Source organism: Salmonella sp. 741265073_HBA (assembly GCF_046569105.1).
In the GTDB taxonomy this organism is placed as follows: Bacteria; Pseudomonadota; Gammaproteobacteria; order Enterobacterales; family Enterobacteriaceae; genus Salmonella; species Salmonella enterica.
Genome location: NZ_JBKFRY010000001.1, coordinates 225705 through 247634, shown reverse-complemented (window position 1 = coordinate 247634; position 21930 = coordinate 225705). Strand labels below are relative to the sequence as shown.

Genomic DNA, 21930 nt, shown 5'->3' with positions numbered 1-21930 from the left:
TGGCGTCCTGCTGCACGACTGCGTTAGAGCAATTTTTTGTTAATGTTTTGTAATGAGCATGTCAATACTACCCTATTGTTTGCCGCCATGAAAGACACTCATTATTGCGCTATAATGCGGCAATTAATAAGTTCTGAAAACACCATGCAAAAAACTTCTTTTAGAAATCACTACGTTAAGCGATTCAGCTCACGACAAGCATCTAAATCACGGAAAGAAAACCAGCCAAAACGCGTGGTTTTGTTCAATAAACCTTACGATGTGTTGCCGCAGTTCACGGATGAAGCAGGTCGCCGCACGTTAAAAGATTTTATTCCTGTGCAAGGCGTTTATGCCGCAGGCCGCCTGGACCGCGACAGCGAAGGGCTTTTGGTGCTGACTAATGACGGCGCGCTGCAGGCGCGCCTCACGCAACCGGGCAAACGCACCGGCAAGATTTACTATGTTCAGGTAGAAGGTATACCGGATAATGCAGCGCTGCAGGCGCTTCGTACTGGCGTCACGCTCAACGATGGCCCTACCCTGCCCGCCGGTATTGAGATTGTCGCGGAGCCTGACTGGCTGTGGCCGCGCACCCCGCCGATTCGCGAACGGAAGAATATTCCCACCAGTTGGCTAAAAGTCACCTTATATGAAGGCCGCAACCGCCAGGTAAGACGCATGACAGCGCATGTCGGTCATCCCACTCTACGATTAATTCGTTACAGCATGGGCGACTACACGCTCAACGGCCTCGATAATGGACAGTGGCGCGAGATCGTACAGGAGAAAGACAGATGAAACGGCTTCTCATTGCTTTTGCTTTATTAACACCGTTATCCGTTAATGCGGCCAGCTTCGACTGCCAGAAAGCGCAGGCTGCGGATGAAAAGGCTATCTGCGCGCACCTGACGCTGAATGATAAAGACGTGGAAATGCACACCAAATATCAGTTTCTGAAAGGGTTGTTCGCGATGGGCAGTCGCGGCGCCCTGCAGGACGCCCAGCAGAGCTGGCTTAAACAGCGTCAGCAGTGCAAGGCCGACGTCACCTGCCTGACAAAAGCTTATAACGAGCGTCTGAAACAGCTTGACGCGATCTATGACCACATTGATAAACCGCTGTAATAAGGATGCCTATGTTCAAGCCGCACGTGACCGTTGCCTGCATCGTACATGCCGAAGATAAATTTCTGGTGGTGGAAGAGACCATCAACGGTAAATCGTTATGGAATCAACCTGCCGGACACCTGGAGGCAGATGAAACGCTGGCGCAGGCCGCCGCGCGTGAACTGTGGGAAGAGACTGGCATCACGGCGCAACCACAGTATTTTATCCGTATGCATCAGTGGATTGCGCCGGATAAGACCCCGTTCCTGCGCTTTTTATTCGCTATCAAGCTTGATCATATTTGCGCGACTGCCCCCCATGACAATGACATCGATTGCTGCCATTGGGTGAGCGCCGACGAGATTCTGAACGCGCCGAATTTACGTTCTCCGCTGGTGGCTGAAAGCATTCGCAGTTATCAAACGGGGCAATGTTACCCCTTATCTATAGTGGGCGAATTTAACTGGCCGTTTACAGAGGGTGTCAAGTAAAGGGCTGCGTGGTAGAATACGCCGCCTTGAAGTTCAATGTCGCGAGTATTCCAATGTCAGAAAGCCCAAAAAAAGTGATCGTCGGCATGTCCGGCGGTGTCGATTCCTCCGTTTCCGCCTGGCTGTTGCAACAACAGGGTTATCAGGTAGAAGGCCTGTTCATGAAGAACTGGGAAGAGGACGATGGTGAGGAATACTGTACCGCGGCAGCCGATCTGGCTGACGCGCAGGCCGTGTGCGACAAGCTTGGCATTGAACTGCATACCGTCAATTTTGCCGCAGAATATTGGGATAACGTCTTTGAACTGTTCCTTGAAGAGTACAAAGCGGGCCGTACGCCGAACCCGGATATTCTGTGCAATAAAGAGATCAAATTTAAAGCCTTCCTTGAATTTGCCGCAGAAGATTTAGGCGCCGACTATATCGCCACCGGTCACTACGTCCGACGCGCGGATGTAAACGGCAAAAGCCGGTTGTTGCGCGGGCTCGACGGCAACAAAGATCAGAGCTACTTCCTCTATACGCTTGGCCATGAGCAGATTGCGCAAAGTCTGTTCCCGGTTGGCGAGCTGGAAAAACCGCAGGTGCGTAAAATCGCCGAAGATCTGGGGCTGGTAACCGCCAAGAAAAAAGATTCTACCGGTATCTGCTTTATCGGCGAGCGCAAGTTCCGCGACTTTTTAGGGCGCTATCTGCCTGCGCAGCCGGGGAAAATTATTACCGTTGACGGCGATGAAATCGGCGAGCATCAGGGTCTGATGTATCATACGCTCGGTCAGCGTAAAGGGCTGGGAATCGGCGGCACCAAAGACGGTAGCGAAGACCCCTGGTATGTGGTGGATAAAGACGTTGAAAACAATGTGTTAATTGTCGCCCAGGGGCATGAGCACCCACGCCTGATGTCGGTAGGCCTCATCGCCCAGCAGCTACATTGGGTCGATCGCGAACCGTTCACCGGCACTCTGCGCTGTACGGTAAAAACCCGCTACCGCCAGACCGATATTCCGTGCACGATTAACGCGCTGGATGACGATCGTATCGAGGTCATTTTTGACGAGCCGGTTGCCGCCGTTACGCCGGGCCAGTCCGCTGTCTTTTACAGCGGCGAAGTCTGCCTGGGCGGCGGCATTATCGAGCAGCGACTGCCGCTGACGGTCTGATTATTCAATACACAACACCATTCAAGTCGCCTCAAAGCGGCTTAAAAGATGAAGTGTATTTTATTTGATACAAGGAAGCAGTGATTGTGGCAAAGAATTATTATGACATCACCCTCGCGCTGTCTGGCATTTGCCAGTCGGCACGCCTGGTGCAACAACTGGCGCACCAGGGGCACTGTGATGCCGACGCGTTGCACGTTTCACTCAACAGTGTCATTGATATGAATCCCAGCTCTACTCTGGGCGTGTTCGGCGGCAGCGAAGCTAACCTGCGTCTTGGTCTGGAAACACTGCTCGGCGTGCTGAATGCCAGCAGCCGACAAGGACTTAACGCCGAACTGACGCGTTATACGCTTAGCCTGATGGTGCTGGAGCGCAAGCTGTCATCCGCCAAAGGCGCATTGAATACGTTAGGCGATCGCATTAACGGCCTGCAGCGCCAGCTTGACCATTTTGATTTACAGTCAGACACGTTAATGAGCGCCATGGCGGGCATCTACGTGGATGTGATTAGCCCATTGGGCCCGCGCATTCAGGTGACGGGCTCCCCGGCCGTTCTGCAAAGTCCGCAGGTTCAGGCCAAAGTCCGCGCTTCGCTACTGGCAGGCATCCGTGCAGCCGTGCTCTGGCATCAGGTAGGCGGTGGTCGCCTACAGCTTATGTTTTCTCGTCATCGCCTGACGACTCAGGCAAAACAAATTCTTGCTCATTTAACCCCGGAGTTATGATCTATGGAATTATCCTCACTGACCGCCGTTTCCCCTGTCGATGGACGCTACGGCGATAAAGTCAGCGCGCTGCGCGGAATTTTTAGCGAATACGGTTTGCTGAAATTTCGTGTACAAGTCGAAGTACGTTGGCTGCAGAAATTAGCCGCGCACGCAGCGATCAAGGAAGTTCCTGCTTTTGCTGCCGACGCAAACGGTTACCTGGATACGCTTGTTGCAAACTTCAATGAAGAAGATGCCGCGCGCATTAAAACCATTGAGCGCACCACGAATCACGATGTGAAAGCGGTTGAGTATTTTCTGAAAGAAAAAGTCGCCGCGATCCCGGCGCTACATGACGTTTCCGAGTTTATCCACTTTGCCTGCACGTCAGAAGACATCAACAACCTGTCTCACGCGCTGATGTTGAAAACCGCTCGCGACGAAGTAGTCCTGCCATACTGGCGTAAGCTTATCGATGCAGTGAAAGATCTGTCCGTACAGTATCGCGATATTCCTCTGCTCTCCCGCACCCACGGCCAGCCGGCAACACCTTCCACCCTGGGTAAAGAGATGGCGAACGTGGCGTATCGTATGGAGCGTCAGTTCCGCCAGCTCAACCAGGTGGAGATCCTCGGTAAAATCAACGGCGCCGTAGGCAACTATAACGCGCATATCGCCGCCTATCCGGAAGTTGACTGGCATCAGTTCAGCGAAGAGTTCGTCACCTCGCTGGGCATCCAGTGGAACCCTTACACCACCCAGATTGAACCACATGATTATATTGCGGAACTGTTTGACTGTATCGCGCGCTTTAACACCATCCTGATCGATTTCGATCGCGATGTCTGGGGCTATATTGCGTTGAACCATTTCAAACAGAAAACCATCGCCGGGGAGATCGGTTCTTCTACCATGCCGCATAAAGTTAACCCCATTGACTTTGAAAACTCAGAAGGCAACCTCGGTCTGTCTAATGCAGTGTTGCACCATCTGGCAAACAAACTGCCGGTTTCCCGCTGGCAGCGCGATCTGACCGACTCAACCGTCCTGCGTAACCTGGGTGTCGGCATCGGCTATGCGCTTATCGCTTATCAGTCCACCCTGAAGGGCGTCAGCAAGCTGGAAGTAAACCGCGATCATCTGCTTGACGAACTGGATCACAACTGGGAAGTATTAGCTGAACCGATCCAGACCGTCATGCGCCGCTATGGTATTGAAAAACCATATGAAAAACTAAAAGAGTTGACCCGTGGCAAGCGTGTTGATGCCGAAGGAATGAAACAGTTTATTGATAGTCTGGCCCTGCCGGAAGCAGAAAAAACGCGCCTTAAAGCCATGACGCCGGCAAATTATATCGGTCGCGCTGTGACTCTGGTCGACGAACTTAAATAATGTCTGCCTCACCCTCTTTTCTTCAGAAAGAGGGTGACTATTTGTCTGGTTTATTAACTGTTTATCCCCAAAGCACCATAATCAACGCTAGACTGTTCTTATTGTTAACACAAGGGAGAAGAGATGATGCGCGTACTGGTTGTAGAGGATAATGCATTATTACGCCACCACCTGAAGGTTCAGCTCCAGGATTCAGGTCACCAGGTCGATGCCGCAGAAGATGCCAGGGAAGCTGATTACTACCTTAATGAACACCTTCCGGATATCGCTATTGTCGATTTAGGTCTGCCGGATGAAGACGGCCTTTCCTTAATACGCCGCTGGCGTAGCAGTGATGTTTCACTGCCGGTTCTGGTGTTAACCGCGCGCGAAGGCTGGCAGGATAAAGTCGAGGTTCTCAGTTCCGGGGCCGATGACTACGTGACGAAGCCATTCCACATCGAAGAGGTAATGGCGCGTATGCAGGCGTTAATGCGCCGTAATAGCGGTCTGGCCTCCCAGGTGATCAACATCCCGCCTTTCCAGGTGGATCTCTCACGCCGGGAATTATCCGTCAATGAAGAGGTCATCAAACTCACGGCGTTCGAATACACCATTATGGAAACGCTTATCCGTAACAACGGTAAAGTGGTCAGCAAAGATTCGCTGATGCTTCAGCTGTATCCGGATGCGGAACTGCGGGAAAGTCATACCATTGATGTTCTCATGGGGCGTCTGCGGAAAAAAATACAGGCCCAGTATCCGCACGATGTCATTACCACCGTACGCGGACAAGGATATCTTTTTGAATTGCGCTAATGAATAAATTTGCTCGCCATTTTCTGCCGCTGTCGCTGCGGGTTCGTTTTTTGCTGGCGACAGCCGGCGTCGTGCTGGTGCTTTCTCTGGCATATGGCATAGTGGCGCTGGTCGGCTATAGCGTAAGTTTTGATAAAACCACCTTTCGTTTGCTGCGCGGCGAAAGCAACCTGTTTTATACCCTCGCCAAATGGGAAAATAATAAAATCAGCGTTGAGCTGCCTGAAAATCTGGACATGCAAAGCCCGACCATGACGCTGATTTACGATGAAACGGGCAAATTATTATGGACGCAGCGCAACATTCCCTGGCTGATTAAAAGCATTCAACCGGAATGGTTAAAAACGAACGGCTTCCATGAAATTGAAACCAACGTAGACGCCACCAGCACGCTGTTGAGCGAAGACCATTCCGCGCAGGAAAAACTCAAAGAAGTACGTGAAGATGACGATGATGCCGAGATGACCCACTCGGTAGCGGTAAATATTTATCCTGCCACGGCGCGGATGCCGCAGTTAACCATCGTGGTGGTCGATACCATTCCGATAGAACTAAAACGCTCCTATATGGTGTGGAGCTGGTTCGTATACGTGCTGGCCGCCAATTTACTGTTAGTCATTCCTTTACTGTGGATCGCCGCCTGGTGGAGCTTACGCCCTATCGAGGCGCTGGCGCGGGAAGTCCGCGAGCTTGAAGATCATCACCGCGAAATGCTCAATCCGGAGACGACGCGTGAGCTGACCAGCCTTGTGCGCAACCTTAATCAACTGCTCAAAAGCGAGCGTGAACGTTATAACAAATACCGCACGACCCTGACCGACCTGACGCACAGTTTAAAAACGCCGCTCGCGGTTTTGCAGAGTACGTTACGCTCTTTACGCAACGAAAAGATGAGCGTCAGCAAAGCTGAACCGGTGATGCTGGAACAGATCAGCCGGATTTCCCAGCAGATCGGCTATTATCTGCATCGCGCCAGTATGCGCGGTAGCGGCGTATTGTTAAGCCGCGAACTGCATCCCGTCGCGCCGTTGTTAGATAACCTGATCTCCGCGCTCAATAAAGTTTATCAGCGTAAAGGGGTGAATATCAGTATGGATATTTCACCAGAGATCAGTTTTGTTGGCGAGCAAAACGACTTTGTCGAAGTAATGGGCAACGTACTGGACAACGCTTGTAAATATTGCCTGGAGTTTGTCGAGATTTCGGCTCGCCAGACCGACGATCATTTGCATATTTTCGTCGAAGATGACGGCCCAGGCATACCCCACAGCAAACGTTCCCTGGTGTTTGATCGCGGTCAGCGCGCCGATACCCTGCGACCAGGACAAGGCGTGGGGCTGGCTGTCGCGCGCGAGATTACGGAACAATACGCCGGGCAGATCATTGCCAGCGACAGTCTGCTCGGCGGCGCCCGTATGGAGGTCGTTTTTGGCCGACAGCATCCCACACAGAAAGAGGAATAAACATTTCTGCGCGTTCTTCCACGCATCTCGTTAAGCATCCGTTATAATCGGTGTCAGATACCAGCCTGCGGATACTTAACATGGAATACCAATTAACTCTTAACTGGCCCGACTTTCTTGAACGCCACTGGCAAAAACGCCCGGTGGTCTTAAAACGTGGGTTTAGCAACTTTATCGATCCGCTCTCGCCGGATGAGCTGGCGGGGCTGGCGATGGAAAGCGAAATCGACAGCCGACTCGTTAGCCATCAGGATGGCAAATGGCAGGTCAGCCATGGCCCTTTCGAAAGCTACGATCATCTGGGTGAGAGCAACTGGTCGCTGCTGGTACAGGCGGTAAACCACTGGCATGAACCCACCGCCGCCTTGATGCGCCCGTTCCGCGCTCTGCCGGACTGGCGTATCGACGATCTGATGATCTCCTTTTCCGTTCCCGGCGGCGGCGTTGGCCCGCATCTGGATCAGTATGATGTGTTTATTATCCAGGGAACCGGTCGCCGTCGCTGGCGCGTGGGCGAAAAGCTGCAAATGCGTCAGCACTGCCCACATCCCGACCTGTTACAAGTCGATCCGTTCGAGGCCATTATTGATGAAGAGCTGGAGCCGGGCGACATTCTGTATATTCCGCCAGGATTCCCGCATGAAGGCTATGCGCTGGAAAACGCCATGAACTATTCGGTCGGTTTTCGCGCGCCCAATAGCCGTGAGCTGATCAGCGGTTTTGCCGATTACGTCCTGCAACGGGAGTTGGGCAATACATACTACAGCGATCCGGATATGCCGTCCCGCAAGCATCCGGCGGATATCCTGCCGCAGGAGATGGATAAACTGCGTAATATGATGCTCGATTTGATCAATCAACCCGCGCATTTCCAACAGTGGCTTGGCGAGTTTCTCTCTCAGTCACGCCACGAACTGGATATTGCGCCGCCGGAGCCGCCGTATCAGCCTGATGAAATTTACGATGCCTTAAAGCAAGGCGAGGTATTAGTACGTCTCGGCGGGCTTCGCGTATTGCGTATCGGCGATGAGGTCTATGCGAATGGCGAAAAAATAGACTCTCCGCATCGCCCTGCTCTGGAGGCGCTCGCCAGTCATATTGCACTGACCGCTGAAAACTTCGGCGATGCGCTGGAAGACCCGTCCTTCCTCGCGATGCTGGCGGCGCTGGTGAATAGCGGGTACTGGTTCTTCGAAGGATAAGAACATCGCAATGCCCGGCGACCGCCGGGCTGACGCAAACTATCCACAACGATCGCCGCCAGGTTTGGCGAAATCGTTATATTGCGGATCGCCCGGATAAATCGAGTGGGCCATTCGATGGCGAAATGACATTTGCCGATAGCGCCGCGCCAGTACGTTATCTCCAAGACCTTCGGCAATATTAGCCAGTTGCTGTAATCGTTCATACTGCATCTTTGCTGGATAAGCTACGGCATCAAGCGTAAAGGCGCGTTCCGCAAAGTCTTTTGCTTGTTCAAGTTCTTGATTACTCTGATAAAGCAGCGGAATACCATACAACACCATTGATACGTCAGACTGCCGACGTTTATATTCTGCCAGCAATGGGAGATAGAGGGAGGTACTGTCCAGGTCGATGTTTTCGGGCAAATAAAAGCGTAATCGTGATATTACCGTCGCCATTGGTGTTAAACGGCTCTGGTAATACACGATAAGTTTAAGGTAGAGATCTTTCGCTTCCTTATAATGATGGCCCTGTGCATAAAAGCCAGCAAGATTATTGCTGTCAACCGTCATTTCGCCGAATTCGGCGCCATAAAGCGTTTGCTCAATTTTTAGCGCCTGACTTAGCGCATTAATCGCCTCGCTAATATGCCCTGCATTATAAGCAATATCCGCTTTCTGCTGCAAAAAAGAGGCGATGCGCTCACGATTATCCCAGGTTTTATCTCGTAAAATAACGCTCAGCCACTGCCGCTCCGTTGCGTCTACCTTCGCCAAATAATAGGCTTTACGCGCACTATCACATTCGACATCCCGCTCTTCCAGCGCATCAGAATAAGCGTCGCGCATCCTGTTTAAGGTATAAACCAATGCCTCCGTCGATGCCTTTTTGTCTTTAAGACGCCACGTTAATGCCTGCTCTTGCCAGGCTATCCGCTGACGGTAATCAACCTTGATCTCGTATCGCCACTGCTCTGTAGATGAATACTCTATATGGCGATCGTCACTGTAAACATTAAAGGCCGCCAGGTGTTCAAACATATCGGCCCGATCGCCCGGATAAGCGCCCGCCGGAAATGTTTTCATGATTGCCCGCGCTCGCAGCAGCATTTGCGGCGTTAATTCAGGTTTACCCAGCCATTGATAAATATCGCTTTGTAATAGCAGGCTACGAACAAGCTGTATTGAGCGTTTGCCATATTGCCGCGAGGCCAGCCTCACCGCATCATCAATAAACGTTATGCAGGTTTCATCGCCGGTCATAAAACATGCTGCAGATTGTTGCTGGCGCTGGGACCAGGAAGGCGGATCTTCGGCGCTCCAGGCAGAAAAATTTATGGCGGAAAATATCCCGCCATAAATAATAAAACGCTTCACCACAATGCGTAACATTCGCTACTGGCCGCGCTTCGCCGTCAGCTCCGCGATACGTACAATCACCTGTACCGCTTTTTCCATCCCCTCCAGCGTCACAAACTCATGTTTACCATGATAGTTATATCCGCCGGTAAAGAGATTAGGACACGGCAGGCCCATAAACGACAGTTGCGCCCCGTCTGTGCCGCCGCGAATCGGTTTCATCTCCGGCGTAATATGACAGTCGCGCATGGCCTGTTGGGCGATATCGAGAATATGCGGATGTTCAACCACTTTTTCGCGCATATTGTAATAACTGTCTTCAATCACAAGTTCGATATAGCAGTCCGGATGCAGCCCCTTACCGACTTTTTTGGCAATCTCCATCATTTTGCGTTTACGCGCTTCAAACTGCTTACGGTCGAAATCACGAATGATGTAGTGCATTTCGGCCCGATCAACGGTGCCTTTCATACTGGCCAGATGATAAAACCCTTCGTAACCTTCGGTGGTTTCAGGCGCTTCATCCGCCGGCACTTCCGCGTGAATCCTCGCAGCCAACGACAGCGCATTGACCATGACGCCTTTCGCCGTACCGGGATGCACGTTATTGCCGACGATTTTGATATTCACCGAGGCGGCATTGAAGTTTTCAAACTCCAGTTCGCCCACGCCGCCGCCGTCGACCGTATAGGCCCACTGTGCGCCAAACTCCTCAACATCGAAGTGCTTCGCGCCTTTCCCTACCTCTTCGTCAGGCGTAAACGCCACTTTAATGTCGCCGTGGGGAATAGGATTACCTTTCAGCACCGCCAGCGCGGTCATGATCTCCGCAACGCCGGCTTTATCGTCCGCGCCCAGCAATGTCTTACCATCGGTAGTAATCAGCGTCTGTCCCAGTAATTGATGCAGTACCGGGAACATCACGGGTGACAACACCTCATCGCCAATCCCTAATGCTATATCGCCGCCGCGATAATTCTCGACAATCTGCGGGTTAACGTTTTTACCGCTGAAATCCGGAGAGGTATCCACATGGGAGATAAAACCAATGGCGGGAATATCCCCCTCAACATTGGCCGGGAGCGTCGCCATCAACGTCCCTTTTTCGCTTAATGTAATGTTAACCAGCCCCATCTCTTCGAGCTGCTGTTTGAGCAAACGTAGTAACTTCCACTGCCCCTCAGTGCTGGGAACCTGCCGAACACCCGACTTTGATTGGGTATCCAGCGATACGTAGTGTAAAAAACGCTCAAGTAGTTTATCCATGCAGTCACCCTCACTTTTCGTGACAACATTATTAATAAGCAAGAAAAGACAAATATTGCGTCAGGTCACTTTTATCCCTGCAAACAAGAATATTTCACTTTGACACGCTTTCTGACTATAAAGCTAAGTCAGTAATTCGCAACAAGGATTGGCGATTACAGTGGTTTGCCGTAGAATGACCGCCCTCATTAAGAGTGATTAAGGTGGTTAACCACAAACCCCGCAGCGGTCAGCCATCCGTTGCGTTTACATGGGACAGAGTAAGAAATTGAATAAACAACCGCGTTCGCTTTCACCGCTGGTGCTTTTGTCGGGAATTAGCAAAAGTTTCGATGGCAAAGAGGTCATTTCACAACTGGATTTGACCATTAACAATGGCGAATTCCTCACGCTGCTTGGCCCTTCCGGCTGCGGTAAAACAACCGTTCTTCGCCTGATTGCCGGCCTGGAAACCGTTGATGCCGGGCATATCATGTTGGATAACCAGGATATCACCCACGTTCCCGCCGAAAATCGTTATGTGAACACCGTATTTCAAAGCTACGCTTTATTTCCGCATATGACGGTGTTTGAAAATGTCGCGTTTGGCTTACGAATGCAAAAAACGCCAGCCGCCGAGATTGCGCCCCGCGTGACCGATGCGCTGCGTATGGTGCAGCTTGAAGAGTTTGCACAACGTAAACCGCACCAGCTTTCCGGCGGACAGCAGCAGCGTGTGGCTATCGCTCGCGCGGTGGTGAATAAACCTCGCCTGTTATTACTGGATGAATCGCTCTCTGCGCTGGACTATAAATTGCGCAAACAAATGCAGAACGAGCTTAAAGCATTACAGCGTAAACTCGGTATCACGTTTGTTTTTGTCACTCACGATCAAGAAGAAGCGCTCACCATGTCCGATCGTATCGTGGTAATGCGTAATGGCGTGATTGAGCAAGACGGCACGCCGCGTGAAATCTATGAAGAGCCAAAAAACCTGTTTGTCGCCGGTTTTATCGGCGAAATTAACCGCTTTGACGCGACAGTCATTGAACGGCTTGATGAACAGCGCGTCCGCGCCAGCGTAGAAGGTCGGGAGTGCAATATATACGTCAATTTCGCTGTCGAACCAGGCCAAAAACTGAACGTCCTGCTGCGACCGGAAGATCTACGCGTCGAAGAGATCAACGATGATAACCACATCGAAGGGCTTATCGGCTACGTGCGCGAGCGCAATTATAAAGGTATGACGCTGGAGTCGGTGGTTGAACTGGAAAATGGCAAAATGGTGATGGTCAGCGAATTCTTCAACGAAGACGATCCTGACTTCGACCATTCACTTGACCAAAAAATGGCCATTAGTTGGGTAGAAAGCTGGGAGGTCGTACTGGCTGATGAAGAACACAAGTAAATTCCAGAATGTAGTGATTGTCACTATCGTCGGTTGGCTTGTGTTGTTTGTTTTTCTGCCCAACCTGATGATCATTGGCACCAGCTTTCTGACCCGTGACGACGCCAGTTTCGTCAAGATGGTCTTTACGCTGGATAACTATGCACGCCTGCTCGATCCGCTCTATTTTGAAGTGCTCCTGCACTCTCTGAATATGGCGCTGATCGCCACCCTCTCCTGCCTGGTGCTGGGTTATCCTTTTGCCTGGTTTCTGGCGAAGTTACCGGAAAAGATACGTCCGTTATTGCTGTTTTTGCTGATCGTTCCTTTCTGGACCAACTCACTGATCCGCATCTATGGGTTGAAAATATTCCTGAGCACTAAAGGTTATCTCAATGAATTCCTGCTGTGGCTGGGCGTGATTGATACGCCGATTCGCATCATGTTCACCCCGAGTGCCGTTATTATCGGCCTGGTTTACATTTTGCTGCCGTTTATGGTCATGCCGCTCTACTCCAGCATTGAGAAGCTCGACAAACCGCTACTGGAGGCCGCACGCGATCTCGGCGCCAGTAAAATGCAAACGTTCATCCGCATCATTATTCCATTAACCATGCCGGGCATTGTCGCCGGTTGCCTGCTCGTGATGCTACCGGCAATGGGCCTGTTCTACGTCTCCGATTTAATGGGGGGAGCGAAAAACCTGCTGATTGGTAACGTCATTAAGGTACAGTTCCTGAATATTCGCGACTGGCCGTTTGGCGCGGCGACCAGCATTACGCTGACCATTGTGATGGGACTCATGCTGTTGATTTACTGGCGGGCTTCCCGCTTATTGAATAAGAAGGTGAGTGATATAAGCGATTAATTGCACAACGCTAACAAATCCACACGCATCCAGGCATGAAGTTTATTCAAGGGTAAACTTCATGCCTCCGGCATAAAAAACGCATGAAAGAAGTTGCCGCCAGTATTGCAAATCTACAACATCATCCGCGCCAGGCCTTCTTTTACTTTTACCTGTACCGACGCTAGCACAGACAGTAATGCGTTTATACGCGAAGCTCTCAGGTTTTATACTGATTGCCAGTCTCTTTTAAAAATTATATTACATCCGATGCGCCCGCAGTTGAGATAAAAAGGGTCGATTTAATCAATTATGTAGTCATTTTTACTCCAGTATAAGTGAGATTAATATGCCGATTACTATAGGGAATGGTTTTTTAAAAAGTGAAATCCTTACCAACTCCCCAAGGAATACGAAAGAAGCATGGTGGAAAGTTTTATGGGAAAAAATTAAAGACTTCTTTTTTTCTACTGGCAAAGCAAAAGCGGACAGTTGTCTACATGAGATGTTGTTTGCCGATCGCACCCCCACACGAGAGCGGCTTACAGAGATTTTTTTTGAGTTAAAAGAGTTAGCCTGCGCATCACAAAGAGATAGATTTCAGGTTTATAATCCTAATGAAAATGATGACACTATTATTCTTCGCATCATGGATCAAAACGAAGAGAACGAATTGTTACGTATCACTCAAAATACCGATGCCTTTACCTGTGAAGTCATGGGGAATGCTTATTTTTTAATAAAAGATCGCCCCGATATTTTAAAACCGCATCCACAAATGACGGCCATGATTAATACAAGATATAGCGACATCGTAGATTACCCCCTCCCTTCGACATTATGTCTCAATCCTGCTGGCGCGCCGACATTATCGGTTCCATTAGACAACATAGAGGGGTATTTATATTCTGAATGGAGAAAAGGACATTTAGATGAGTGGAAAACGCAAGAAAAGGTAACCTACCTGGCAGCGAAAATTCAGTCTGGGATTGAAAAGACAACGCGCATTTTACAGCATGCGAATATATCCGAAAGTACTCAGCAAAACGCATTTTTAGAAACAATGACAATGTGTGGCTTAAAACAGCTTGAAATACCACCACCACATACCCACATACCTATTGAAAAAATGGTAGAAGAGGTTTTACTGGCGGATAAGACGTTTCAGGCGTTCCTTGTAACGGATCCCAGCGCCAGTCTAAGCATGTTAGCTGAGATAATCGAAACCCTCTCTGATCAGGTTTTTCACGCCATTTTTAGAATAGACCCCCAGGCTATACAAAAAATGGCGGAAGAACAGTTAACCACGCTACACGTTCGCTCAGAACAACAAAGCGGCTGTTTATGTTGTTTTTTATAAAATCAGACGACGCTTTCTCAGACGTCACGTTCAGGGTTTACTCACGTACTTCATGTTTGCCTACAGAGTAACCTCTTGCCTGGCGCAATAATGCCGCATCTGACCGGATCGGATGAGAATAGTCATTTAAATGGCCTTTTTTTCCCGCTCGTCTGGCAATTTGTTGTAAAATTCGCGGCTTCAAGCGGCAGCTTGCTTCTTCCTGGCTGCTGATAACCGCGAGACGTTTTGGAGAGATTTTGGAGAAGAGAAAAAATTGATCATTTTCAATACTCTAAAAGCACCCCATCCTCTGAATAAGAAGGTGGAACTTGAATGATCGGTCGGCTGCTCCGTGGCGGTTTCATGACTGCCATCTATGCGTATCTGTATATTCCTATCATTATTCTGATTGTGAACTCCTTCAACAGTTCGCGGTTCGGCATTAACTGGCAGGGCTTTACCACTAAATGGTACGAACTACTGGTCAATAACGACAGTCTGTTGCAGGCCGCTCAACATTCACTGACGATGGCGATTTTCTCAGCGACCTTCGCTACGTTGATTGGCTCGTTAACCGCGGTGGCGCTTTATCGCTACCGCTTTCGCGGGAAGCCATTCGTCAGCGGGATGCTGTTTGTAGTAATGATGTCGCCGGATATCGTGATGGCGATCTCCCTGCTGGTGCTGTTTATGTTACTCGGCATTCAACTGGGCTTTTGGTCGTTGCTGTTCTCGCACATCACCTTTAGCCTGCCGTTTGTGGTCGTCACGGTCTATTCGCGCCTGAAAGGCTTTGATGTCAGAATGCTGGAAGCCGCAAAAGACCTGGGGGCCAGTGAGGTAACGATTTTACGCAAAATCATTCTGCCGCTGGCGATGCCGGCGGTGGCGGCGGGCTGGTTGCTGAGCTTTACGTTGTCGATGGACGATGTCGTGGTCTCGTCGTTTGTCACCGGGCCGGGCTATGAAATTTTACCCTTAAAGATTTATTCCATGGTAAAAGTCGGCGTTTCACCAGAAGTGAACGCGCTGGCGACCGTTTTATTGGTGCTGTCTCTGGTAATGGTCATTGCCAGCCAGCTTATTGCTCGTGATAAAACCAAGGGCCGATAAGGCCCATAATTCAGGGGACGTTAAATGAAAAAATGGTCACGCCACCTGCTCGCGGCGGGCGCCCTGGCGCTGGGTATGAGTGCCGCTCATGCCTCCGATAACGACACGCTCTATTTCTATAACTGGACTGAGTATGTGCCGCCGGGCCTGCTGGAACAGTTCACTAAAGAGACAGGCATTAAGGTGATTTATTCGACCTACGAGTCGAACGAAACCATGTATGCCAAACTCAAAACCTATAAAGATGGCGCGTATGACCTGGTTGTTCCTTCTACATACTATGTCGACAAAATGCGCAAAGAAGGCATGATCCAGAAGATCGATAAGTCGAAATTAACCAATTTCCACAACCTCGATCCGGAAATGCTCAACAAACCGTTTGACCCCAACAACGATTATTCTGTTCCGTATATCTGGGGCGCAACGGCGATTGGCGTGAACAGCGATGCTATCGATCCCAAAACCATTACCAGCTGGGCTGACTTGTGGAAACCGGAATATAAAAACAGCCTGCTTTTAACCGACGATGCGCGAGAAGTCTTCCAGATGGCGCTGCGCAAGCTAGGTTATTCCGGTAACACTACCGATCCGAAAGAGATCGAAGCGGCATATGAAGAGTTGAAAAAACTGATGCCGAACGTAGCGGCCTTCAACTCCGATAATCCGGCGAATCCGTATATGGAAGGAGAAGTCAATCTGGGGATGGTGTGGAACGGTTCGGCCTTCGTTGCTCGTCAGGCTGGCACGCCGCTGGAGGTCGTCTGGCCGAAGGAAGGCGGTATTTTCTGGATGGATAGCCTGGCTATTCCGGCGAACGCGAAAAATAAAGAGGGCGCGCTGAAGCTAATCAACTTCCTGCTGCGTCCTGACGTCGCGAAAGAGGTGGCAGAAACCATAGGCTACCCTACCCCCAACCTGGCGGCGCGTAAGCTGTTAAGCCCGGAGGTCGCCAATGATAAGTCGCTCTATCCGGATGCGCAAACCATCAGCAAAGGCGAGTGGCAAAACGATGTCGGCGACGCCAGCGCCATTTATGAAGAGTATTATCAGAAGCTAAAAGCAGGACGCTAATTCAGCCAAAGCACCTGTCGGGCCTACAGATGAACGTAACGTGAAATGTAGGCCGGATAAGGCGTTACCGGGCAAACAGCACTACAGCCCTTTCAGGAATTTATCAACAAATTCCGGCACAACCTGGCTTGCCGGGCCGTAGTGCTTCTCTTCAAACTCGCTGCCGACCTGGCTTGGCTCAAGATTCAGTTCCACCGTATGTGCGCCGTGCAGTTTTGCTTCATGCACAAACCCCGCAGCCGGATAGACATGACCGGATGTGCCAATGGCGATAAAAATATCCGCCATCGACAGCGCCATATAAATTTCATCCATGCCAAGCGGCATCTCGCCAAACCACACCACGTGCGGACGTAGCGGCGCCGGGAACTGACAGCAGTGACATTTATCTTCCGGCATCACATCGCCGTTCCATTCCAGAATCTGGCCACTTTGCGAACAGCGCACCTTCAACAGCTCGCCATGCATATGAATGATGTTGCGATTGCCCGCGCGTTCATGCAAATTGTCGATGTTTTGCGTCACCAGCAAAAAGCGATCGCCAAGCGCTTCTTCAAGCTTCGCTAACGCCAGATGCGCCGCATTAGGTTGTATTTCCGGCTGTTGAAGCTGCTGACGGCGGGCATTATAAAATGTCTGCACCAGCCCCGGATTACGGGCGAATCCTTCCGGCGTCGCCACATCTTCAACCCGATGCTCTTCCCAAAGGCCATCCGCCGCGCGAAACGTACGAATACCAGACTCTGCAGAAATTCCTGCACCTGTAAGGACTAATACTCTTGGGTTTTCCATCATTTCCGGCACCACTCTGTCTCTGAAAAAGATCCGCTGGCGCAGACGTTCACGCAACAGACGTTTATTTTTACGAAAGCGGCTTAATCGATGAAACCGACGCGACTGCATAACAACCTCTTTTTTTGATTAGTCGGTAAGATGTAAAAAAGCAGCACCGCGCATCCCACCTGCATCCCCATGCCGCGCACGCTCAATGCGCGGCGCGCGGGCAACAGGGAGGAGATGGCGCGGCAGTCTTTCCGCCAGTTGCGTTGTTATTGCCGTAAAGTTCGATAGTCCGCCGCCGATCACCAATAAATCGGGATCAACAATCGTCAGTATATTCCCCAGACAAACCGCCAGTAAATCCAGATAGCGCTCAACATGCGCGTGCGCCTGCTCATCGCCCTGCTCCCACAACGCGATAATCTCCGGCGCCTGCAGCGATTGATCATAATAATGCTGATATAGCCACGCAAACCCGCGCCCGGACAGATAATTCTCAATACAACCCATCTGACCGCATCCACAACGGCGGAGAGGAAAATCAAATCCCATCAACGTTAGCGCGTCAACCGGCAAACGCATATGACCAAACTCGCCGGTGATATAGCTCTGACCGGTAATCGGCTTCCCATTTAGCACCAGGCCACCGCCGACGCCGGTGCCGAGGATAAGCCCCATAACCAAAGGATATTGCGTGAATTCATCATCCCAGGCTTCGGACAAGGCAAAACAGTTAGCGTCATTGTCCAGACGCACATCGCGATCCAGTCGGGCGCTGAGATCGGCGCGCAACGGCTTACCGCTGGCTGCCGGGACATTCGCGGCGTACAGCGTGCCGTCTTCAGTTTCCGGCATACCGGGTATGCCAATCCCTACCGACCCTTTTACGCCAAATCGCTGGTCGGCTTCCGCGACCAGTTCGCACACGGCGTCTAAAAAGGCGCTATAGCTGGTATGGGGCGTGGGAACCCGTTTTTCCCACTGCAGCCGCCGCGTTGAGTCAAATACGCCTAACGCAATCTTTGTTCCGCCAATGTCAAACCCGTAATACATCACCGCTCCTTGTTTTTATATTCCGCGATTACTGGCCGCTCAATACTCGCGCAGGGTCAATGTTGCTCGCCCGCCGCGCCGGATACCAGCTCGCCAGTAAGCTTAATAACAACGCCGTGACCAGTACGTAAACAACGTCCAGCCAATGTAATTCGGATGGCAGGAAGTCGATAAAATAGATATCGCCGGACAAAAACTGATGCCCGATCTCCTTTTCAATCCCATTAATAATGGCGGTAAGCTGAAGCGAAACGACAACGCCGATCGCCACGCCAATCAAGCTGCCCAGCAAGCCCGCCAGTAGTCCGTACCAGACGAAAATGGCACGAATCAAACCATCTTTCGCCCCCAGCGTTCTTAATACCGCAATGTCGCCGCTTTTATCTTTTACCGCCATCACTAAGGTGGAAACGATATTAAAACAGGCCACGCCGATCACCAGAATCATCGCCAGATACATAATGGCGCGAATCATCTGGATATCGCGATACATATAGCCGTAGGTGCCGATCCAGCTCTTAATGTAGACATAGCTGTTAGTCACTTCACCCGCATCACGCACCAGTTTGTTCGCATTAAACACGTCGTGGACTTTAAGCGCGATACCGGAAACGCTGGACCCCATATCCAGATACTGCTGCGCATCCTCAAGCGGGATCATGGCGAAGCTGTGATCGAGCTGGCCGCTCAGTTGCAGAATCCCGATGACATGCAAACGCACGCGTTTGGGCTGGAGCAGCTTATGGTCGGCATTCGCATTGGGGATCATGATGGACACCCAGTCGCCCTGTTTCACGTTCAGCGCATCGGCGACGCCTTTACCGATAATGATCTGCTGCTCGCCCGCTTTGAAATGATCCCAGGCGTGATTTTGCACAAATGACGGTAACGCGCTAAGCTGCTGCTCTTGCTTAGGGTCGACGCCTTTAACCTGAATGGCGCGCAAATTCGCCCCGCTCTCTACCAGGCCGGTAAAATTGATATACGGCGCGGCGGCGGCAATGCCCGGCACCTTCTGCACTTTTGCCAGCGCTTCACGCCAGTTGGTCCACGGCTGATTGACCGCTTCAATCTCCCCGTGCGGAACCACCGCCAGAATACGGTTATTCAACTCGCGTTCGAAACCGTTCATCGCGCTTAAACCGACAATCAATACCGCCACGCCCAGCGCGATACCGATGGTAGAAATGACGGAAATGAGCGAAACCATACCGCCGCGCCGCCGTCCACGGCTGAAACGCAAGCCAATTAACAATGATAAAGGCGACGCCATTACTCCGCCCCCATCAGGCTCAGTTCCGCCGTCAGGCGGCCATCGCGCATCTCAAGCTGGCGGCTCATACGTTTCGCCAGTTGCAAATCGTGAGTCACCACCAGAAACGCGGTTCCCTGCAGACGATTTAACTCGCCCAGAAGCTCAAAAATACTGTCGGCATTACGCGCATCCAGATTACCGGTCGGCTCATCCGCCAGTACCAGACGCGGATTATTCACCAACGCGCGCGCTATCGCGACACGCTGGCGCTCACCGCCGGAAAGTTCCGAAGGTCGATGGGTTGCGCGATGCTCCAGCCCTACAGCATGCAACATTTCTCGCGCCCGAGCGTCAATCTCCGCCGGTTTCTTTTTGCCAATCAATAATGGCATCGCCACGTTTTCCAGCGCCGTAAAATCCGGCAGGAGATGATGAAACTGATAGATAAACCCCAGTTTCTGGTTACGTAATTCCGCTTTTGCCGCAGAAGAGAGTTTGCTCATCGGCTGGCCGCTAAAAATCACATCGCCAGAGGTAGGCGTATCCAGCCCGCCTAACAGATGCAGCAACGTACTTTTACCCGAACCGGAACTGCCGACGATCGCCATCATTTCGCCTTCGCCGATACTGAAGCTGACATCGTGCAACACGTCGGTTTGTACGGTGCCTTCCTGATAGCGTTTGCACAGGTTGTCGCATTGCAACAGGATCTTATTCATAACGTAAAGCCTCAGCGGGTTGAGTGGCGGCAGCGCGCCAGGAAGGATAAAGCGTAGAAAGCAGCGCGATGGCCATTGCCACCAGAGCGATAACGATCACCTGTAACGGCTCTATCGCCACGGGCAACGCAGCGCCATCCAGAAACGCGCCGATGATCGGCATCAGGTTATTCAGTTGGCTGGCAAGCAATGCGCCCAGCGCGGCGCCCAACAGCGCGCCGATAATCCCGGCGCTGGCGCCCTGCACCATAAAGACCATCATAATTTGTCGCGGCGTCAGCCCTTGAGTTTGTAAAATCGCCACTTCGCCCTGCTTCTCCATGACCATCAGGCCCAACGAAGTAATAATGTTAAAAGCCGCGACCGCCACGATGAGGCTCAGCAACAATCCCATCATATTCTTTTCCATGCGCACAGCCTGGAACAACTCGCCTTTGCGTTCGCGCCAGTCCTGCCACTTCGTACCTTGCGGCAGCGTCTGTTGGCTGAGGGTATCGACTTGCAGCGGTTCATCCAGCCACAGACGCCAGCCGGTAATATTGCCTGCCGGATAGCGCATTAAACGCGACGCGTCCTGAATATTGACCAGCATTTCATAGCCATCGACCTCGCTATTGGCGGCAAATGTGCCAATCACCGTAAACAGACGCTGACTGGGCAGGCGTCCCATTGGCGTAAACTGGCTGGCAGATGGCACCATTAGCCGAATCTGATCGCCGCGGTTGACCCCTAACTGTCCGGCGAGCTGCTCGCCGAGGATGACATTATACTTACCCGGCTGTAATTCGCTTTGCTTCACATTGACCAGATACGGCGTTAATGGATCTTTTTGCGCCGGATCGATACCCAACATCACGCCAACCGCAACGCTACGCGCGCTTTGCAGTACGACATCGCCCGTCGTCAGCGGCGCAATACGGTTAACGCCTTGCAGATTCACCGCTTTTTCCGGCATCTGATTCGGGTTAAGAGAGCCATGTTCAGCAGAGAGGATGGCCTGAGGCATCAAACCAAGAATGTTATTTTGCAGTTCGCGCTCAAAACCGTTCATCACCGACAATACCGTGACCAGCGCCATCACCCCCAGGGTAATGCCGATAGTGGAAAGCCAGGAAACGAAGCGACCGAAGCGATCTGCTGCACGCCCGCGCATGTAACGCAGGCCAATGAATAGAGCGACAGGTTGATACATGTAATCCGTCTGGTTGCTGTTAGCAAAGTCCCGAGTATATAAGCGAAAGCGGAATGCGTAAATGTCTGAACCGTAAGAGTTCGTCAGCGTTATTCTGAAAAAGGCCGACAAATCAAGTCACTTACATGTTCATACTTTACCTGTTCGGCGTGTTATCCGGCGGATTCAATTTGCTAATAAACAACGATCGCGGATAATAAAGAACATTGCTTATCAGTCATATGCCCCTGAATACCTGAGTCCTTCATGCTGTCCCGGCGCGCAGCCAACCATGAAGCAGC

21 protein-coding genes are annotated in these 21930 nt (G+C 51.2%); 14 read left to right on the top strand and 7 right to left on the bottom strand.

Annotated elements, in window-relative coordinates:
• Positions 1 to 114 precede the first annotated feature (114 nt).
• The 9 genes from rluE to roxA all read left to right on the top strand — a co-directional run bounded on the left by rluE (position 115) and on the right by roxA (position 8304).
• Positions 115 to 780: a 23S rRNA pseudouridine(2457) synthase RluE gene (gene rluE, locus ACLD3P_RS01225; protein ID WP_023233928.1), complete on the top strand. Its 666-nt coding sequence runs from the start codon at positions 115 to 117 to the stop codon at positions 778 to 780.
• Positions 777 to 1106, top strand: coding sequence for a lysozyme inhibitor LprI family protein (locus ACLD3P_RS01220; protein ID WP_000825956.1), 330 nt, complete (start codon positions 777 to 779; stop codon positions 1104 to 1106). The genes rluE and ACLD3P_RS01220 overlap by 4 nt, the downstream gene beginning before the upstream one ends.
• 11 nt (positions 1107 to 1117) lie before the next feature.
• Positions 1118 to 1579 carry an NUDIX hydrolase gene (locus tag ACLD3P_RS01215; RefSeq protein WP_001628903.1) on the top strand — a complete coding sequence of 154 codons (462 nt, stop codon included), beginning with the start codon at positions 1118 to 1120 and terminating at the stop codon, positions 1577 to 1579.
• A 53-nt stretch (positions 1580 to 1632) separates the two neighbouring features.
• On the top strand, positions 1633 to 2739 hold the full coding sequence (mnmA, locus tag ACLD3P_RS01210) for a tRNA 2-thiouridine(34) synthase MnmA (RefSeq protein ID WP_000004540.1): 1107 nt from the start codon (positions 1633 to 1635) through the stop codon (positions 2737 to 2739).
• A gap of 86 nt (positions 2740 to 2825) precedes the next feature.
• Positions 2826 to 3467: a high frequency lysogenization protein HflD gene (gene hflD, locus ACLD3P_RS01205; RefSeq protein WP_001519653.1), complete on the top strand. Its 642-nt coding sequence runs from the start codon at positions 2826 to 2828 to the stop codon at positions 3465 to 3467.
• 3 nt (positions 3468 to 3470) lie between these two features.
• A complete protein-coding gene (purB, locus tag ACLD3P_RS01200) occupies positions 3471 to 4841 on the top strand; it encodes an adenylosuccinate lyase (protein WP_000423764.1) in 1371 nt (456 codons plus the stop codon).
• Between the two features lie 126 nt (positions 4842 to 4967).
• Positions 4968 to 5639, top strand: a complete 672-nt coding sequence (gene phoP / locus ACLD3P_RS01195; protein WP_001537766.1) for a two-component system response regulator PhoP — start codon at positions 4968 to 4970, stop codon at positions 5637 to 5639.
• Entirely contained in the window at positions 5639 to 7102 is a 1464-nt protein-coding gene (gene phoQ / locus ACLD3P_RS01190) for a two-component system sensor histidine kinase PhoQ (RefSeq protein ID WP_001031687.1), read from the top strand. Before phoP ends, phoQ begins: the two co-directional genes overlap by 1 nt.
• An 80-nt stretch (positions 7103 to 7182) precedes the next feature.
• On the top strand, positions 7183 to 8304 hold the full coding sequence (gene roxA, locus ACLD3P_RS01185) for a [50S ribosomal protein L16]-arginine 3-hydroxylase (RefSeq protein WP_000456514.1): 1122 nt from the start codon (positions 7183 to 7185) through the stop codon (positions 8302 to 8304).
• A gap of 39 nt (positions 8305 to 8343) precedes the next feature.
• Here the strand turns inward: roxA and ACLD3P_RS01180 are convergent, their stop codons facing one another.
• Entirely contained in the window at positions 8344 to 9678 is a 1335-nt protein-coding gene (locus tag ACLD3P_RS01180) for a hypothetical protein (protein WP_411006346.1), read from the bottom strand.
• A 3-nt stretch (positions 9679 to 9681) separates the two neighbouring features.
• Positions 9682 to 10911: a peptidase T gene (gene pepT / locus ACLD3P_RS01175; protein WP_000359412.1), complete on the bottom strand. Its 1230-nt coding sequence runs from the start codon at positions 10909 to 10911 to the stop codon at positions 9682 to 9684.
• Between the two features lie 250 nt (positions 10912 to 11161).
• Here pepT and potA point away from each other — a divergent pair, with 250 nt between their 5' ends.
• The 5 genes from potA to potD all read left to right on the top strand — a co-directional run bounded on the left by potA (position 11162) and on the right by potD (position 16650).
• Complete coding sequence (potA, locus tag ACLD3P_RS01170) at positions 11162 to 12298, top strand: spermidine/putrescine ABC transporter ATP-binding protein PotA (RefSeq protein WP_000531582.1); 1137 nt, start codon at positions 11162 to 11164, stop codon at positions 12296 to 12298.
• The gene (potB, locus tag ACLD3P_RS01165; protein WP_000799391.1) at positions 12282 to 13145 is read left to right on the top strand and encodes a spermidine/putrescine ABC transporter permease PotB; all 864 of its coding nucleotides are present in this window, start codon (positions 12282 to 12284) and stop codon (positions 13143 to 13145) included. Before potA ends, potB begins: the two co-directional genes overlap by 17 nt.
• A gap of 328 nt (positions 13146 to 13473) precedes the next feature.
• Positions 13474 to 14484 (top strand): SPI-2 type III secretion system effector SifA, encoded by a 1011-nt coding sequence (gene sifA / locus ACLD3P_RS01160; RefSeq protein ID WP_131046395.1) that lies wholly within the window; start codon positions 13474 to 13476, stop codon positions 14482 to 14484.
• A 315-nt stretch (positions 14485 to 14799) separates the two neighbouring features.
• Positions 14800 to 15579: a spermidine/putrescine ABC transporter permease PotC gene (gene potC, locus ACLD3P_RS01155; protein WP_000580299.1), complete on the top strand. Its 780-nt coding sequence runs from the start codon at positions 14800 to 14802 to the stop codon at positions 15577 to 15579.
• A gap of 24 nt (positions 15580 to 15603) precedes the next feature.
• On the top strand, positions 15604 to 16650 hold the full coding sequence (potD, locus tag ACLD3P_RS01150; protein WP_000759329.1) for a spermidine/putrescine ABC transporter substrate-binding protein PotD: 1047 nt from the start codon (positions 15604 to 15606) through the stop codon (positions 16648 to 16650).
• 81 nt (positions 16651 to 16731) lie between these two features.
• Here potD and cobB read toward each other — a convergent pair whose 3' ends face one another.
• From cobB to lolC, 5 genes are read right to left on the bottom strand one after another with little or no spacing between them, the layout of a single operon-like run.
• Positions 16732 to 17553 carry a Sir2 family NAD+-dependent deacetylase gene (gene cobB / locus ACLD3P_RS01145; RefSeq protein WP_001191856.1) on the bottom strand — a complete coding sequence of 274 codons (822 nt, stop codon included), beginning with the start codon at positions 17551 to 17553 and terminating at the stop codon, positions 16732 to 16734.
• A gap of 18 nt (positions 17554 to 17571) precedes the next feature.
• Positions 17572 to 18483 carry an N-acetylglucosamine kinase gene (gene nagK / locus ACLD3P_RS01140; protein ID WP_000291330.1) on the bottom strand — a complete coding sequence of 304 codons (912 nt, stop codon included), beginning with the start codon at positions 18481 to 18483 and terminating at the stop codon, positions 17572 to 17574.
• 28 nt (positions 18484 to 18511) lie between these two features.
• Entirely contained in the window at positions 18512 to 19756 is a 1245-nt protein-coding gene (gene lolE, locus ACLD3P_RS01135) for a lipoprotein-releasing ABC transporter permease subunit LolE (RefSeq protein WP_000168092.1), read from the bottom strand.
• Positions 19756 to 20457 (bottom strand): lipoprotein-releasing ABC transporter ATP-binding protein LolD, encoded by a 702-nt coding sequence (gene lolD / locus ACLD3P_RS01130; RefSeq protein WP_001033714.1) that lies wholly within the window; start codon positions 20455 to 20457, stop codon positions 19756 to 19758. The genes lolE and lolD overlap by 1 nt, the downstream gene beginning before the upstream one ends.
• Positions 20450 to 21649 (bottom strand): lipoprotein-releasing ABC transporter permease subunit LolC, encoded by a 1200-nt coding sequence (gene lolC / locus ACLD3P_RS01125; RefSeq protein ID WP_001518787.1) that lies wholly within the window; start codon positions 21647 to 21649, stop codon positions 20450 to 20452. Before lolC ends, lolD begins: the two co-directional genes overlap by 8 nt.
• Between the last annotated feature and the right edge of the window lie 281 nt (positions 21650 to 21930).